Below are 15,404 nucleotides of genomic sequence, written 5' to 3'. Positions count from 1 at the left end.
TCTTTGTTGCGATGCAAAACAAGGGTATGGAATGGGCGTATAAACCCCTGCATTCCCCCTTGTATCACGGCACAATAGAGCCTTTCGACAAATTCTTTTCTGGAGTCAATATCAGTATGAAACGCCTCAATGAACGCTCACGCAATGTCACCGAAGGGGTTGCTCGCGCTCCCAATCGCTCAATGTATTACGCGATGGGCTATGAAGAGAAGGATTTTGTTAAGCCAATGGTTGGCGTGGCCAACGGTCATTCCACCATTACCCCTTGCAATAGTGGCTTACAGAAACTCGCGGATGCGGCAGTAAGCGCGCTTGAGGAAGCAGGCGCAAAGGCGCAAATGTTTGGTACTCCGACCGTATCAGATGGCATTGGCATGGGTACTGAGGGCATGAAATATTCTCTCGTCTCACGTGAAGTGATTGCCGATAGCATTGAAGTTTGTGTAAATGGCTTATGGCAGGATGGCGTTTTAGTCATTGGTGGCTGCGATAAAAACATGCCAGGTGGAATGATGGCGATTGCGCGCACCAACGTGCCAGCAATTTATGTTTATGGCGGAACAATTAAGCCTGGTCATTACAAAGGCAAAGAGCTTAATATTGTTTCTGCATTTGAAGCTGTTGGTGAATTTACCTCAGGCCGTCTCAGCGAAGAAGATCTTAAAGGCGTTGAGCAAAATGCTTGCCCAGGGAGCGGTTCCTGCGGAGGTATGTATACCGCCAACACTATGAGCTCCTCATTCGAAGCTTTGGGTATGAGCCTGCCTTACTCATCTACGATGGCCAACGTAGATGCCGAGAAAGTCACTAGCGCCCATGATTCAGCCATTGTGTTGGTCGAAGCAATTAAAAATAATTTACGTCCACGCGACATCATTACCAAGAAATCCATTGAGAACGCGGTGAGTGTCATCATGGCAGTTGGTGGCTCGACTAATGCGGTTCTACATTTTCTAGCGATCACCAGTGCTGCCGAAATCGATTGGACGATTGATGACTTTGAGCGTATTCGTAAGCGCGTTCCTGTGATCGTGGATATGAAACCATCTGGCCAGTATTTAGCAACTGACCTTCACCAAGCCGGCGGCATTCCTCAAGTGATGAAGATCTTGTTGGATGGCGGACTCTTGCATGGCGACTGCATGACCATCACTGGTAAAACGATTGCAGAAACATTAAAAGATGTTCCATCCGTACCGCGTGCCGATCAAAAAGTGATTCGCACTCTAGACACTCCGCTTTATAAACAGGGTCACTTAGCAATCCTCAAGGGCAATATCTCTCCTGAAGGTTGCGTTGCCAAAATTACCGGCCTGAAGAATCCATCTATTACTGGCCCTGCTCGTGTATTTGATTCTGAAGATGATGCAATGGCCGCCATCATGGCGCAGAAAATCAAGGATGGCGATGTTGTGATTATTCGTTATGAAGGCCCTAAAGGAGGTCCCGGCATGCGTGAGATGCTTGCCCCTACCTCTGCTCTCGTTGGTCAGGGCTTAGGCGAGACAGTCGGCCTCATCACCGATGGCCGCTTCTCTGGCGGCACTTGGGGCATGGTTGTAGGTCATGTGGCTCCAGAGGCTTTTGTAGGTGGCGTGATTGCTCTGATCCATGAAGGCGACTCCGTTACGATCGATGCCCATAAACTCCTCATTCAACTCAATGTGAGCGATGAAGAGATTGCGAAGCGTCGTGCTGCTTGGGTACAACCTAAGCCACGCTATACCCGTGGCTTGCTGGCTAAATATGCCAGCCTGGCAAGTAGTGCTAGCAAAGGTGCGGTCACTGATTTGGATTTAAAAATCTAAATTGATTAGCCTAACTAAAAAAGCCCCTAAGTAAAACTAGGGGCTTTTTTGTTGCACATCTTAACTGGTTCAGCTTAGTGCTTCATTGCGCCTGGGTTGCCCATTGCATTCACAGGCATCTTTACCTCAACCTCGCCTGCCTTAGCAAACTTGAGCTTTACAGGTACAGTTTCTCCAGCAGCCAATGGTGCCTTAATATTCATGAACATTAAATGTAAGCCGCCTGGCTTTAACTCAACTGCACCTCCTGCTGGCACAGCGATATCTTTTACCTGACGCATTTTCATCACATTACCGTCCATCGCCATCTCATGCAATTGAACTTCACCGGCAACAGGGGAACTAGCAGAAATAAGTTGATCGGCAGCACCTTTGTTTTCAATCTTCATAAAACCACCAGCCACTTGCTGACCAGGAACAGTTGCGCGCGTATAAGCATTTTCAATTTGTACACTACCGACTTTCGCGTTTTGAGCTTGCGCAATAGAAACTAAACCAAAACCCACTGCAGCAAGCAATAAAGCATTCAATAATTTAATACTTTTCATCGATACATCCTCCTCGTTAATATTCAAATTCCGATCTACATCTCGGATTTACTTCATCAATCATTCTTATTAAACCAATCACTTAATTGAGAAAAGTTCATTGGGCCCGTCTTTCTAATTGCCTTTCCGCCCTTGTCAATCAAGATAGTAATGGGCGTCTCACCTCTCCATTTTGGGTCTATCTCATACCGTAGTTGCTCATCAAAAGTGGAATGGACATAGTAATTCTTTGCTTCGCTTAGATTTGCCTTAGCGAGCATCTTTTGAATCATTTCAGGGGAAACATCATCAACTTGAATAAAGATAACGTTGGCTTTCTTATTCGCAGCAACAAACTGACCCCATTGAGGCATCTCCCTTGCGCAGGGCGCGCAAGTTACCCCCCAGAAATGAATGGCCACTGGAGAACCTTTAGAAGTTTTTATAAGAGAAGTCCAATCTCCACCCTGGTAAGGCTTGGGCACCCCAGTGCCAGCTATGGAGACGCTAGTTGCTGCAAGCAGCATCACAAATGTAAATATCAATCTATTCATTATTTTTTCCTATCTCGATTAGCTGATAACCATTCATGCGTGTTAACCAGGACAGATAGACTTTACCCTGCTGGGAAATGAGTAGTGGATGATCCGAGTAACCAGATGTTTCAAAAATCGTACTGGGAACTGACCATGTCCCCCCGTCATCTTGGGAGCGCTTCATATAAACACTAGAAACACTTCCATTAAATTCTTTCCATACCAAGAAAATATTTCTACCAAGAGCCAAAAGATATGGTCTAGATACATTTGCTCCATCAGCGCCAACCCTCATAGGCTTGGAGTAACTGCGGCCCTGATTGCCTGAATTTGCATAAAAAACTCCAGATCGTCGTTCGCCTTGGGTAAACCAAGCGACGTGCATTTTTCCTGTCTCTGAAATGGCAATAGTTGGCCCATGATGAGGACAAGCATCCGTCCGCCACTGATCATCAGAGACTCGTTGAATGGGCCCAGCGCCCTTTGGGGAAATAATTTGAGTGGCATGGTCCCTAATACCGCCAGGAAAGATTGCTCTATAAATCACTGCAGGCTCTCCAGCAGAACTCAATGCGGCTCCTATACGACAACACTCACAACTATTTTCATTGGCAATACGCTCTATCCAAAATGTACTTCCTCCATCATTTGAAAAGGAGTATGCGATGGATCCCCCTAACCTCTTCTCCCCTCCTTGCTTAGCTGCAGAGACAAGACGTTTATCAACCCATGTCATAAAAATAGAGTTATTGGACCCAATTAAAACCGAGGGAAAGCGCTGACTGGATCCACCCTCAATCAAAGATGTTGGTACTGAAAAGGTGGCGCCCCCATCGCTGGACCGTGAAGTATTAATCTGAGCATTCCAATTGGAATCTTTGAAAAAAGCATACGTCAGAAAAATATTTCCATTTGAATCAGAAACGATTTGTGGTCGAGCATCGCTTCCAGCATCCAGAGATTTTCCATGTTCAGCAATAACTATAGGGGATATAAACGTCTTTCCCAAATCATCAGATTTAGCGAACGAAACAACTCCACCACCAGTCCAGACCAGAAGCAACTTACCCTCTTTATCTAGAAACGGTGTTGCAGCATTTGCGCAGTCTAGGCCCGACCCCTTGCATGATGAAGAGGGCTTGGCAGACACACTCATCCCAGAGTGGGATGAGTGATCCATCTGAGCAACAGCTAGATCAATCCCACCCCAAACTAAGAGACCCAGAATTAAAATCTTAGCCGCATTAAAGCGCCTGCAATAAAGTGAGTTTTTTATTGTTATCAAAACGTTATCCGACCACCAACGGTGATTGTTTGAGGCTGACCAGCAGTGTATTGTGAGCCAGAACCAAATGTAATGAAATTACGATTTAATAAGTTCACAGCACTCAAATATACAGTTGCATTTGGCGTTACCTCATAGTTAGCCCTTGCACCAACTACAGCATAAGCCGGTATTGGTGAAGTGTGAGCAGTGTCATACCAAGAATTTCCAATGTAGCGAACCGAGGCTGTCAAACTAGCCTTTGGTATCGGGAAGTACGTAAGGCTTGCACTACCCATATTTCTAGGTGTTCCAGCTATCTGAACGCCCGTTGGGTTTAAAGTTTTATCAATCGCCCCATAGGTTGAAGTTAATACAGCCTTAGTGAGCGTATACCCCAAATCTGTTGCCCATTTAGAGCTAATGTCATAGCGAGCTTGAAGCTCCAATCCGGTACTTCTTAGCGACTGATCATTGCTGTAAGATTTTGCCCCAGAAGAGCATACTGGCGCACAAGTACTTGCAATCTGACTACTTGTCATGGTGTAGGTAGCGATAGCATTTGTGACATTCGCATTAAAACCTGTTACTTGAATAAATCCGGATTTCCAGCGATAGTCAGATCCCATCTCATACCCAGTCATATTCTCTGGAGTTAAAAATGGATTATTACTGACATAGCTTGAACCGGACCCATAGCTACGGATTGAATTATTCAGTCCAGGCGCATGGAAAGCTTGATAAGCGGCAGCTCTAAAATCCAACTCCCTAGATGCTCGATATAAGAGGCCTAAATTTGGACTTAATTTTGTTTTAGACTGATTGGGTACAGCCGTACTTACTTGGGCCCCTCCAGCTGCTTGGGTATAGTTGACTGGAATCTGGCTAGTCCAATTATCAACTCTAGCGGATAGGGTAGCTTGAAGAGGAATGGCCGTTAGTTTTGATTTAGCTTGGCCCAAAATTCCCAAGAAGTTTTGCGTGCCCTCTGACACAACCTGAGAGCTTAAAGCACCCAATTTACTTGTTTGATAATTTGCAGCACCAGGAGAGGCATAGTTATTTTGATAATTCGATGCTGAGAGCTGCTTTACATCAGCACTTAAGATCATCTGGTCAATCAGAGAATTTTGAAAATTATTAGTATATTGAGCTGAGCCGCCAACTTGATAGTAAGGATTATGGAAAGTGGCATTGATGTATGGATTACTTGAGCTCACATTTTGTTGCTGCAGAGTTGTGTTTTCATAAAATGCATTAACTTGAACCTGTTCACTAGAATTCAACCTTGTTGTGGTTCCACCGGAAATTGTTGTCTCGTTGGTAGATTTTCTAGCGAAGTTATAACCACCTGTAGGCAGGTTTGACATTGAATGAAGTCCGAAATTGAAAAAACCATCGGTATCTTGACTAACCTTTAGAGAGCCCTGCAAACGGTAGTTGGCACTCTCCGCACTTTGATTTCCCATTCCAGTCTTTAGGGCAGATTGGGATGAGGGGTAAATTGTTGCAATATTTTGGTAACCCTCAGTACTAAAGTAGTCAGCTGAAGCTCTCAGCTTAAAGGAATTGCTAATTGCAAATTCCTTTGACACTGCAGCCGTTCCAGTTGCATAGGATCCAATACTCCCAGATACCTCGCCCTTGTTATCACTGATTGGCTTAGTTGTAATATTAATCACGCCGCCCATACCCATATTTCCATAAAGACTAGAAACACCGCCGCGGATAAACTCGACATCCTGGATTGCTGACATTGGCACTAAATTCCACTGTACGGTTCCATACATCGCATCATTAGCAGGCACACCATCAATGAGAACTAAAGTTCTCGCATTACCCAAGCCTCGGACGTTAATACTTTGACCGGTTGGATCTTTTTCGTAATAAGGCTGATCGTTTAAAAATACACTTGTCTGGTTTTTAAGAACTTGATCAATCGTTTGTTCGGGCGCAATCTCCAACTCTTCTTTCGTCAAAATTGTGGTGTTCTGGGTCATATCCCTGAGGGTAGTACCTGATTTTGTGGCTGTCACTACCATATCAGCTAATTTCTGATCATAGTCAGGAGGGGGTGCAATTTGAGCCTGAGCACCACCAGATATCAAGATTGATCCCAATAGCATGCCAATGCATATACTAATTTTCTTTTGCTTCAATAACATCTAATTTTCCACACAATATTTCTGCAACTTGCTTGAGGCTTGTTGCTAACAACATAGCTAGGCTATGCCCTAAAAAGATTTAGGCTTGTGTAGGAGGCGCTGCTGAAGGGGGTGTTACCCAAACGGTGAGAGGCTTGGGTGATTGATAGAAAAGCTGTGGCAGCAAAGCAAGTGTTTGCGGTGCTTGGAATGTGAGGTTGGTGTTGAATGCTGGAGTGATAGCTGTATGAGCAATGCAATACGGACATGGCTGCGCTTCTACGCGATCCGCTTGCTCTTCAATTTGCACATTAATCTGTGATTTAGTGCCATCAGCCGAACAAATTTCCATTGCAAAGCCTTGCCCATGCTTCGCTAGCGATACTGCTTGAGAAGCAGCTGGCGCAAGTGCACTCATCGCAATGGCTGCGGCAGCAATCCAGTGAATGAGGCGGTTTTTGCGGAAATTCATGATTTCAGAATTTTATCGGACTTTTAGGTTTTCCATGAAAAAAGGGGCTGACGCCCCTTTTTCCTTTGAATTCGCTATTGCTAGCGTGTTTCATTATTTATGTTGCAGCCACCTTTTTCTTGCCAATGAACTTACCAATCAATGGCCAGAACAACAATACCAAAGCCAATGTTGTGATCGCACCTACCAAGTAGTTAGAGAAGAAAATATCTAGACTTCCCTGTGAGAACAACATGGATTGACGGAAGGAGTCTTCAGCACGGTCGCCCAATACCAAAGCCAACACCATTGGCGCCATTGGATAGTCAAGTTTTTTGAATACATAACCAATAACACCGAAGCCCAACATCAACCAAACATCAAACATGGCATTGTGAACGGTGTAGGCACCTACCGCGCAAATCACAATAATGACTGGCGCAATAATTGAGAATGGAATTCTCAAAATAGAGGCAAACAATGGCACGCAAGTTAAAACAACAAACAAGCCTGCCAAGTTACCCAAGTACATACTGGCAATCAAGCCCCAAACAAAGTCTGGCTTCTCAACGAAAAGCAATGGACCAGGTTGCAGACCCCAAATCAACAGGCCACCTAGCAATACGGCCGCAGTTGGCGATCCAGGGATACCCAAAGACAGCATTGGGAGAAGTGCCGCTGTACCTGCAGCGTGAGCTGCCGTCTCTGGAGCAACAATACCTTCCATCTTGCCGGTACCAAACTTGTCGCCATCTTTAGATACGCGCTTCGCTACACCGTAAGCCATGAAAGATGCAGGAGTTGCACCACCTGGGGTGATACCCATCCAGCAACCGATTAGGCAACTACGCAATGAAGTAGCCCAATATTTTGGCAACTGCTTCCAAGTTTCCCAAACAACCTTACCGCGAATCTTTGCTGCGGCACCTTGGAAAGCCAAGCCCTCTTCCATCGACAGCAGAATCTCACCGATACCAAACAAACCGATCACAGCGATCAAGAAGTCAAATCCACGCATTAACTCTGGATTTCCAAAAGTTAAGCGCAACTGACCTGTAACGGTATCCATACCAACGGTAGCCAAGGCAAAGCCCAACATCATGGCGGAGATGGTTTTGAATGGCGAACCTTTATTCATACCCACAAAACTACAGAAAGTGAGAAGGTAAACCGAGAAAAACTCTGGCGGACCGAATTGGAGTGCGAATTTCGCAACCAATGGTGCCAAGAAGGTAATCATCACAATTGCGAAGAAAGCACCGACAAATGAAGATGTGAACGCTGCAGTTAATGCCTCGCCAGCTTTTCCATTACGTGCCATTGGATAACCGTCAAAGGTTGTCGCAACAGACCAAGGCTCGCCCGGGATATTGAAGAGTACAGATGTAATTGCACCGCCAAACAATGCACCCCAGTAAATACAGGACAACATGATGATTGCGGAAGTTGGCGGCATTGTGAAAGTCAACGGCAACAGAATCGCAATTCCGTTAGCGCCACCTAAACCAGGCAATACGCCAATAATCACGCCGAGTGTTACACCAACAAGCATCAGCAGTAAGTTAAAGGGTGTCATTGCAACGGCAAAGCCGTTGAATAGAGCGTTAATTTCTTCCAACTTGGACTCCTTCTTTTCTAATCTTTTTTAATAATTATTGTTTTTTACTGCACGCCAATGAACTCAAGCGGATTGAACCATGAGCCATGTGGCAATGGAACTTGGAACCAGTATTCGAACATCAGGTAGAGGGCAGCACTCACTCCAACAGATACAGCAACTGCTTTCCAGATTGGGTATTTACCCAACCAAACCATAAATATTGCGATGTAAATGGCTGAAGCAACATAAATACCAATCAATTGCACACCCAACACAAAAACGATGGCTGGTAAAAGCACGGCCATGACTTGCTTTAGAGGCTCACTATCGACAAATGACTCTGTTTTCTTTTTCTTATTAACGATTGCAGCCTGGTAGAGAGTTACCGTGCTTGAAAGCAAAATAATCAAACTAATGTAGAAAGGGAAATATCCAGCTTCAGGACCATCGACACCCCAACTGGCACCCAGCTTCAGACTGCCAATCATCACTACTAGGCCCACAGCAACAAACAGGAGTGCGGTAATGATATCCATTACTCTCATACTGATTGCTGATTCTTGATTTGAATTATTCGCTTGTTCAGACATTTTTTTATTCACTAATTAAAGTTGGTTGTTACGGATACTTAAAAAATAGGACCCCCAATTGGAGGTCCTACCCTAATGGCTTTTGAATTATTTAGCCAAAAAGCCAGCTTCAGTCATTAACTGCTTATGCAAAGCTTCGTTTAATGTGAGCCAATTTCTAAACTCTTTACCAGTCATAAATGTCTGATTGAATGCGCCATCAGCCATAAACTTTTTCCACTCTGGTGTTGCACGAACTTTCTTAAATACATCGATGTAGTAATCAACTTGCTCTTGAGTCACGCCTGGAGCCATGAAAATACCGCGCAGCATCACATAGTCAGTTTTTACGCCTGCCTCGTTACAGGTAGGTACGTCATACCATGACATAGTGTCGGTAACTTTTTCTTTGTAAGGCATACGTGTGTCATCAAATACACACAATGCACGCAACTTGTTAGCACGCCATTGCGCTACAGCTTCAATAGGGTTGTTCACAGATGAATCAATGTGATTACCTACGAGCTGAACAGCAACGTCGCCACCCCCTTTGAATGGGATGTAGGTGAACTTAGCACCAGTAGCTTTTTCAAGCGCAACGGTAATGATTTGATCTTCTTGCTTAGAGCCAGTACCACCCATTTTGAATTTACCTGGGCCAGCAGCTTTGGCGGCATCAATATATTCTTTGGCTGTTTTGTATGGCTTGTCAGCGTTGTCCCACAAGACGAACTGGTCAAGGGCCAACATCGCTACAGGAGTGATGTCCTGCCAATTGAAGGGAACGCCGGTTGCTAATGGAGTTGTAAACAGGTTCGAGAGAGTAATCACGATCTTGTTTGGATCGCCTTTAGCCTCTTTCATTGCTAAGAACCCTTCAGCTCCTGCACCAGCGCCCTTGTTCACAGGAATTACCGCCTGCTTCATCAAGTTATTTTTGGTAATAATGCCTTGGATCATGCGGGCCATTTGGTCAGCACCGCCACCAGGACCGGCAGGGATGATGAACTCTACTGGCTTGGTTGGTTCCCAGGCAGCGAAAGCAGGTGAAACACTAGCAGCACCGAGGGCTAATGCGGTGGAAATCAATGCCCCTTTTAACTTCATTTTCATGAACGCTCCTCCAAAAAATTTGAATACCAATGTTACTTTGGCTTCTATTTATTATGGGTTGATTTTTACCCAATCTGAGGGGCGATCGCTTGACTCTCATCAACAATTATTAAATGGGTAGTTAGGGATAACACTAACTCCTAAGTAATAACCCTAGAAAAACCTTTGCATAATCGATACTTAACGGAATCGATCTAAAAGTTTCTTACTGACTTTATCCAATTGAGTGGAATCTTTGATCAAAAATTGCAGACCATTGGAGTCAGCAATCAGGAGTGTATTGCCAGCAATGCGACGTATATCTTCCTCGCCTTTAAGGCGAATCCTAGTGGGACCACGATCAGTTTCGATATCCCAAATACTCGGGGTGGCAAAAGTGGACACTTTGGTGATTTTTTCAATGATAGGCATGAACTCACGAGCGGCCAACTCTTCCTCAATCAAGGCTAACTCGCCTTTAGGAATGGTGGCGGCACTATCAAACCAGCATAACTCTTTGCCGGACTGATCCATGATCGAGATTCCAGCGCCAGGTGCTGTAATCGGAAATGCTCTTACTAGATAGACGCCAATATGATGACTTCCAGTAGCATCAATCAATACCAAACGACCTAGCGAATCACGCTCTAGAGTGTATGTCTTATGATGCTGACTCATACCCCGCTCCCGGCTTCTTTGGCAATGGCTTGGGGGCCGTCTTTGCGCTCATTATCATCAATGCTTTCACCAATAGCGCCACCCTCAACTAACTCTGCAGCATGACGCAATTGAGCTTGGTAGAGCGCGTAGTAAGCGCCCTGCGTATCCATCAACTCATCATGCGAGCCAATCTCCACGATCTCGCCTTTATCAAGCACAACCAAGCGGTCTGCTTTTCTTAAAGTAGAGAGGCGATGGGCAATTGCAATCGTAGTGCGACCCTTAACCAGATTATCTAAAGCGCGCTGAATTTCTTTTTCGGTAGTGGTATCTACCGATGAGGTAGCTTCATCCAAAATCAAAATACTTGGATTAATTAACAGTGCACGCGCAATTGAAATACGTTGACGCTCACCACCTGAAAGAGATTGACCGCGCTCACCTACTAGGGAGTCATAACCGAGCGGTAAGCGCAGAATAAATTCATGCGCATGTGCAGCGCGCGCTGCCTCAATAATTTCTTCACGAGTAGCATCTGGTTTTCCGTACGCAATATTTTCTGCAATCGTGCCAAAGAATAGAAATGGCTCCTGTAAAACTAAACCAATACATTTGCGATAGTCAGCAATTTTGATGCTACGAATATCACGTCCATCCAAAGTAATTGAACCAGCGCTCACGTCATAGAAGCGGCAAATCAAGTTCACTAGAGTGCTCTTGCCGGAGCCACTATGACCGACTAAACCAATCATTTCTCCAGGGGCAATATCTAGATCAATCCCTTTAGAAACCGCACGGTTGCCATAGCGGAAACCCACGCCTCGCAGGGAGATACGGCCCTTCACTTCACCCAAAGGTGCTGGATTAATTGGCTCCGGAACGCTCGAGACATGATCCAAAATATCAAAAATACGCTTAGCTCCAGCTGCTGCTTTTTGTGTATGCGAAACGATTCGACTCATTGAATCGAGTCGAATATAAAAGCGTCCGATGTAAGCAAGGAATGCAATCAACACACCAACGGTGACCTTTTGATGTGCAACCTGCCAAATACCAAAACCCCACACCACTAAGAGACCAGTTTCTGTTAGCAAGGTTACTGTTGGGGAGAATAATCCCCATACGCGATTGACGCGATCATTGATTTGCAAATTGTGTTTATTGGAATCCACAAAACGTTTGAGCTCACGATCTTCTTGAGCAAATGCTTTGACTACCCTAATCCCTGGAATCGTATCAGCCAAGATATTCGTGACTTCAGACCAAACGCGATCAATCTTTTCAAAACCAAATCGCAACTTATCGCGCACCACATGAATCATCCACACAATGAATGGCAATGGCGCCAAAGTAACTAATGCCAGCAAAGGATCAATTGATACCAAAATCGCTGCCGTCATGGTAATCATGATGACATCGGTTGCAAAATCCAAAGCATACAAAGATAAGAATACGCAGATACGATCTGTCTCGGCGCCAATACGTGCAATCAAGTCACCGGTTCTTTTGCCACCGAAATACTCTAAAGACAGTTTGAGCAAATGTTCAAAAGTCGTGTTGCGTAGATCTGCGCCAATGCGCTCACTCACTAATGCGAGTAAATAGGTTTTCCACCAACCTAGACCCCAAGCAACAATTGCAGCAGCAAATAAAGCGAAGAGATATTTGCTAGCTAATTCAAAATCAATCGGATTGCCTTTTTCATATGGAATCAACACATGATCCATCAAGGGCATTGTTAAATACGGTGGAATCAGTGTGGCGCCGGTTGACAGCAAGGTCAGGATAAAGCCTAGCAATAACTCTTTTTTATAGGGACGGGCAAAGCGCCACAACTTAAATAAAGTCCAAGTCGATGGAGGGGCATCCTCCTCTGGATCGCAAGTTGGGCAAGCATCTGAATTGGCAGGTTTGGGGCTCAAACATACAGGGCAAACTTGCTTATCGTATTCAGAAGCCTCAGGCTCATTACTAAGCTGATCACCTCTGATTAACTGCCTAAAACTACTCTGTAGGCGTAATACTTGTGGATTGACAGCCAAAGTGAAGTACCAGAGTCGTAGCAGACTGGTCTCAGACTCCAGCTTGAGATGCCCAACTCCAGCGTGATCACCCTGCAAAAGACGGGTCTCAGAGCTCATAGGCCAAAATTCTGAGCGAGTGCCATCAGTCCAAAATAGGCCCGTAGGAATCAAGCAAAGTAGGCTTTTCTCAAAGCGCATTTCACCATTGAGATCAAGCTCAACCCATGCCAGTATGGAGTTAAGGTCTTTTACTGGAGATTGAGGAGCTTCTAAAACGCTAGCCCAATGACTTGGCGAAGGGGGAGCGGATGGAGAAATTTCTGGCTTCATTAGTCTTAAAAGTATAGTGGAGCTAGATTTTTAAGATTTAGTAATACTGTCAACTTTAGCGGGTAGAAAGCCGTTAACTTGACTAAGCAGGCTTTTTTATGCATTTTTGCTAATTTTGTGGATTTTGAATAATTACTAGAACCAGAGAGACAGTCTGAGACATCTCCGCCCTCATTTTCTAAGGTGGCGCTGAGATCCCCCCACTCCACATATGCCCCAATTACTAGACAAAACCATTGAGATCTTGAGTGTCAAGCATCTTCGCGGCCCCAATATGTGGACTTACCATCCCGTTATTGAAGTTTGGCTCGATATTGGTGAATTAGAAGATTTCCCCTCCAACCTCATTCCTGGGTTTTATGACCGTCTTGTTCGAGCTCTTCCCAGCCTGCAAGAACACCGCTGCAGCTATGGTGAAGCTGGTGGATTTCTAAAAAGAGTTGAGGAAGGCACCTGGCCTGCTCACATCCTAGAACACCTCACCCTAGAGTTACAAAATTTAGCCGGCATTCCTGGCGGCTTTGGTAAAGCGCGTGATGGTGATCGTCGCGGCGTTTACAAAGTCATGGTGAGTGCGATTAATGAAGAAGTAACACTCACTGCACTCAAATATGCTCGCGATTTATATCTTGCTCTAGCGCAAGACACCAAAGATCCTATCGCACTAGTTGCTAGCATTCTTGAGGAACTACGTGAGCTCGGCGATGATCTATTACTCGGCCCCAGTACTGCCTGCATCGTTAATGCAGCTGAGGAGCGAGGCATCCCCTCCATCCGACTCTCTGAGGGCAACTTAGTACAACTAGGTTATGGGGCAAATCAACGCCGTATCTGGACAGCAGAAACCGATCAAACCAGCGCCATCGCTGAAACAATTTCTCGAGACAAGGATCTGACGAAGAGTCTTCTATCTAGCGCTGGAGTTCCGACTCCTGAGGGTCGCACAGTTACCAGCGCTGACGATGCGTGGGAAGCAGCTCAAGACATTGGTTTTCCAGTTGTAGTCAAGCCGATCGATGGAAACCATGGTCGCGGTGTATTTATCAATCTGTATACCCAACAAGAAATTGAAGCGGCTTATGCGGTCGCAATTGATGAAGGTAGCGAAGTTTTAGTAGAGCGGCACATCCTGGGTGATGAGCATCGCCTATTGGTAGTGGGCAATAAAGTAGTTGCGGCTGCTAAAGGTGAGACTGTCTGGGTTACAGGTGATAACAAGCATACCGTTCTTGAGTTGATTCAAATTCAAATTAACTCCGATCCACGTCGCGGCAAAACTGAAGAATGTCCACTCAACCCAGTTCGCATTGATTCTGCAGTAGAGTTGGAGCTTGCACGCCAAAAGCTAACCGGCAGTAGCATTCCAAGCTTAGATCAAAAAGTGCTGATTCAAAGCAATGGCAATGTCGCCTTTGATGTCACCGACCTAGTTCATCCAGATGTTGCCAGTCAAGTTGCTCTTGCTGCCCGCGTAGTGGGATTAGAAATTGCTGGAGTTGACCTGGTTGCACAAGACATTAGCAAACCACTAGATGAGCAAAATGGCGCTATTGTTGAAGTGAATGCTGGCCCCGGCTTATTGATGCACTTAAAACCTGCTAGCGGTAAACCTCAACCGGTCGGTAAAGAGATCGCTAACCACCTCTTCCCACCGGGAGCTGATTTTCGCATCCCTGTAGTAGGAGTTTGCGGTGCTCGTGGCAAAACCCCTGTAGCTGAAATGATTGCCCACTTCTTGCGACTGACGAATTTATATGTCGGCCTTTCTTGCAGCAAGGGTTTATTTTTTGGTCATCGCTACATTCAAAAGAGCAATGCTGCCAACTGGGAAAATGCCCGCCGTACTCTATTGAATCGTGCAGTTGAAGCAGCTGTAATTGAGAACAATAATCTGTCTATGCTGATAGAAGGTTTAGCCTACGATCGTTGCCAAGTAGGGGTTGTATTAAACGTAGATCCAAAGGCCAACTTTCCTCAATACGCTATCTACGATGAGGACCAGGTATTTAGCATCGTCAGAACTCAAGTAGATGTCGTGCTACCAACGGGAGTGGCTGTTCTTAACGCAGATGATCCAATGGTTGCCAGCATGGCTGAACTATGTGATGGCGAAGTCATTTTCTTTACTCAAGACTCCACATCCTCCATTGCGCTAGAGCACCTGAAGAGTGGTGGTCGCGTCGTGATGATCGGCAATCAACAAATTACTTTGAAGTCTGCCAAGCATGATCAAAAGAGCATTCCGGTGCCGCGTAACTCTGAGCCCAGCACTAGTGAGCCATGGAAACCATTAAATCTTGGTGCTGCAATTGCTGCAGCTTGGGCCTTAGATATTCCGTTCAACGTTATCGAAGCTGGTGCTGAAACTTTTGTTTCTGACGCTAGTATTCCAGTAGGGG

General features: G+C 45.3%; 11 protein-coding genes and 1 pseudogene. 2 read left to right on the top strand and 10 right to left on the bottom strand.

Annotation, left to right across the window (positions count from 1 at the left end):
* Positions 1-116: 116 nt before the first annotated feature.
* Positions 117-1,808, top strand: coding sequence for a dihydroxy-acid dehydratase (ilvD, locus tag ICN27_RS03185; RefSeq protein WP_215309599.1), 1,692 nt, complete (start codon positions 117-119; stop codon positions 1,806-1,808).
* A 74-nt stretch (positions 1,809-1,882) separates the two neighbouring features.
* On the opposite strand, the gene ICN27_RS03180 is transcribed toward ilvD, so the two are convergent.
* The 10 genes from ICN27_RS03180 to ICN27_RS03135 all read right to left on the bottom strand — a co-directional run bounded on the left by ICN27_RS03180 (position 1,883) and on the right by ICN27_RS03135 (position 13,005).
* A complete protein-coding gene (locus tag ICN27_RS03180) occupies positions 1,883-2,356 on the bottom strand; it encodes a copper chaperone PCu(A)C (protein ID WP_215309598.1) in 474 nt (157 codons plus the stop codon).
* A 56-nt stretch (positions 2,357-2,412) separates the two neighbouring features.
* The gene (locus tag ICN27_RS03175) at positions 2,413-2,889 is read right to left on the bottom strand and encodes a TlpA disulfide reductase family protein (protein WP_215309597.1); all 477 of its coding nucleotides are present in this window, start codon (positions 2,887-2,889) and stop codon (positions 2,413-2,415) included.
* Positions 2,882-4,051 carry a sialidase family protein gene (locus ICN27_RS03170; RefSeq protein ID WP_216268952.1) on the bottom strand — a complete coding sequence of 390 codons (1,170 nt, stop codon included), beginning with the start codon at positions 4,049-4,051 and terminating at the stop codon, positions 2,882-2,884. The genes ICN27_RS03175 and ICN27_RS03170 overlap by 8 nt, the downstream gene beginning before the upstream one ends.
* 101 nt (positions 4,052-4,152) lie before the next feature.
* Positions 4,153-6,300 (bottom strand): TonB-dependent receptor, encoded by a 2,148-nt coding sequence (locus tag ICN27_RS03165; RefSeq protein WP_215309593.1) that lies wholly within the window; start codon positions 6,298-6,300, stop codon positions 4,153-4,155.
* Between the two features lie 79 nt (positions 6,301-6,379).
* Positions 6,380-6,751, bottom strand: a complete 372-nt coding sequence (locus tag ICN27_RS03160; protein WP_215309591.1) for a DUF2946 family protein — start codon at positions 6,749-6,751, stop codon at positions 6,380-6,382.
* Between the two features lie 97 nt (positions 6,752-6,848).
* A complete protein-coding gene (locus ICN27_RS03155; protein ID WP_216268951.1) occupies positions 6,849-8,348 on the bottom strand; it encodes a tripartite tricarboxylate transporter permease in 1,500 nt (499 codons plus the stop codon).
* Between the two features lie 44 nt (positions 8,349-8,392).
* Positions 8,393-8,866: a tripartite tricarboxylate transporter TctB family protein gene (locus tag ICN27_RS03150; RefSeq protein WP_255534960.1), complete on the bottom strand. Its 474-nt coding sequence runs from the start codon at positions 8,864-8,866 to the stop codon at positions 8,393-8,395.
* A gap of 141 nt (positions 8,867-9,007) precedes the next feature.
* Positions 9,008-10,006, bottom strand: coding sequence for a tripartite tricarboxylate transporter substrate binding protein (locus tag ICN27_RS03145; protein ID WP_216269251.1), 999 nt, complete (start codon positions 10,004-10,006; stop codon positions 9,008-9,010).
* Positions 10,007-10,192: 186 nt separating this feature from the next.
* The gene (locus tag ICN27_RS03140) at positions 10,193-10,669 is read right to left on the bottom strand and encodes a DUF1854 domain-containing protein (RefSeq protein ID WP_216268949.1); all 477 of its coding nucleotides are present in this window, start codon (positions 10,667-10,669) and stop codon (positions 10,193-10,195) included.
* Complete coding sequence (locus ICN27_RS03135; RefSeq protein WP_216268948.1) at positions 10,666-13,005, bottom strand: ABC transporter ATP-binding protein; 2,340 nt, start codon at positions 13,003-13,005, stop codon at positions 10,666-10,668. Before ICN27_RS03135 ends, ICN27_RS03140 begins: the two co-directional genes overlap by 4 nt.
* 211 nt (positions 13,006-13,216) lie before the next feature.
* Here ICN27_RS03135 and cphA point away from each other — a divergent pair.
* Positions 13,217-15,385 (top strand): annotated as a pseudogene (gene cphA / locus ICN27_RS03130) (cyanophycin synthetase); the annotation flags it as partial.
* Positions 15,386-15,404: the final 19 nt, after the last annotated feature.

The organism is Polynucleobacter sp. Nonnen-W13, from assembly GCF_018881735.1.
Lineage (GTDB): Bacteria > Pseudomonadota > Gammaproteobacteria > Burkholderiales > Burkholderiaceae > Polynucleobacter.
Note: the sequence above shows the minus strand (reverse complement) of the source record. Positions and strands in the feature narration are given on the sequence as shown.

Coding starts and splice junctions, on each gene's coding strand:
- ilvD (WP_215309599.1), top strand. CDS start 117: ATGAAACGCCTCAATGAACGCTCACGCAATGTCACCGAAGGGGTTGCT.
- ICN27_RS03180 (WP_215309598.1), bottom strand. CDS start 2,356: ATGAAAAGTATTAAATTATTGAATGCTTTATTGCTTGCTGCAGTGGGT.
- ICN27_RS03175 (WP_215309597.1), bottom strand. CDS start 2,889: ATGAATAGATTGATATTTACATTTGTGATGCTGCTTGCAGCAACTAGC.
- ICN27_RS03170 (WP_216268952.1), bottom strand. CDS start 4,051: ATGGATCACTCATCCCACTCTGGGATGAGTGTGTCTGCCAAGCCCTCT.
- ICN27_RS03165 (WP_215309593.1), bottom strand. CDS start 6,300: ATGTTATTGAAGCAAAAGAAAATTAGTATATGCATTGGCATGCTATTG.
- ICN27_RS03160 (WP_215309591.1), bottom strand. CDS start 6,751: ATGAATTTCCGCAAAAACCGCCTCATTCACTGGATTGCTGCCGCAGCC.
- ICN27_RS03150 (WP_255534960.1), bottom strand. CDS start 8,866: ATGGATATCATTACCGCACTCCTGTTTGTTGCTGTGGGCCTAGTAGTG.
- ICN27_RS03145 (WP_216269251.1), bottom strand. CDS start 10,006: ATGAAGTTAAAAGGGGCATTGATTTCCACCGCATTAGCCCTCGGTGCT.
- ICN27_RS03140 (WP_216268949.1), bottom strand. CDS start 10,669: ATGAGTCAGCATCATAAGACATACACTCTAGAGCGTGATTCGCTAGGT.
- ICN27_RS03135 (WP_216268948.1), bottom strand. CDS start 13,005: ATGAAGCCAGAAATTTCTCCATCCGCTCCCCCTTCGCCAAGTCATTGG.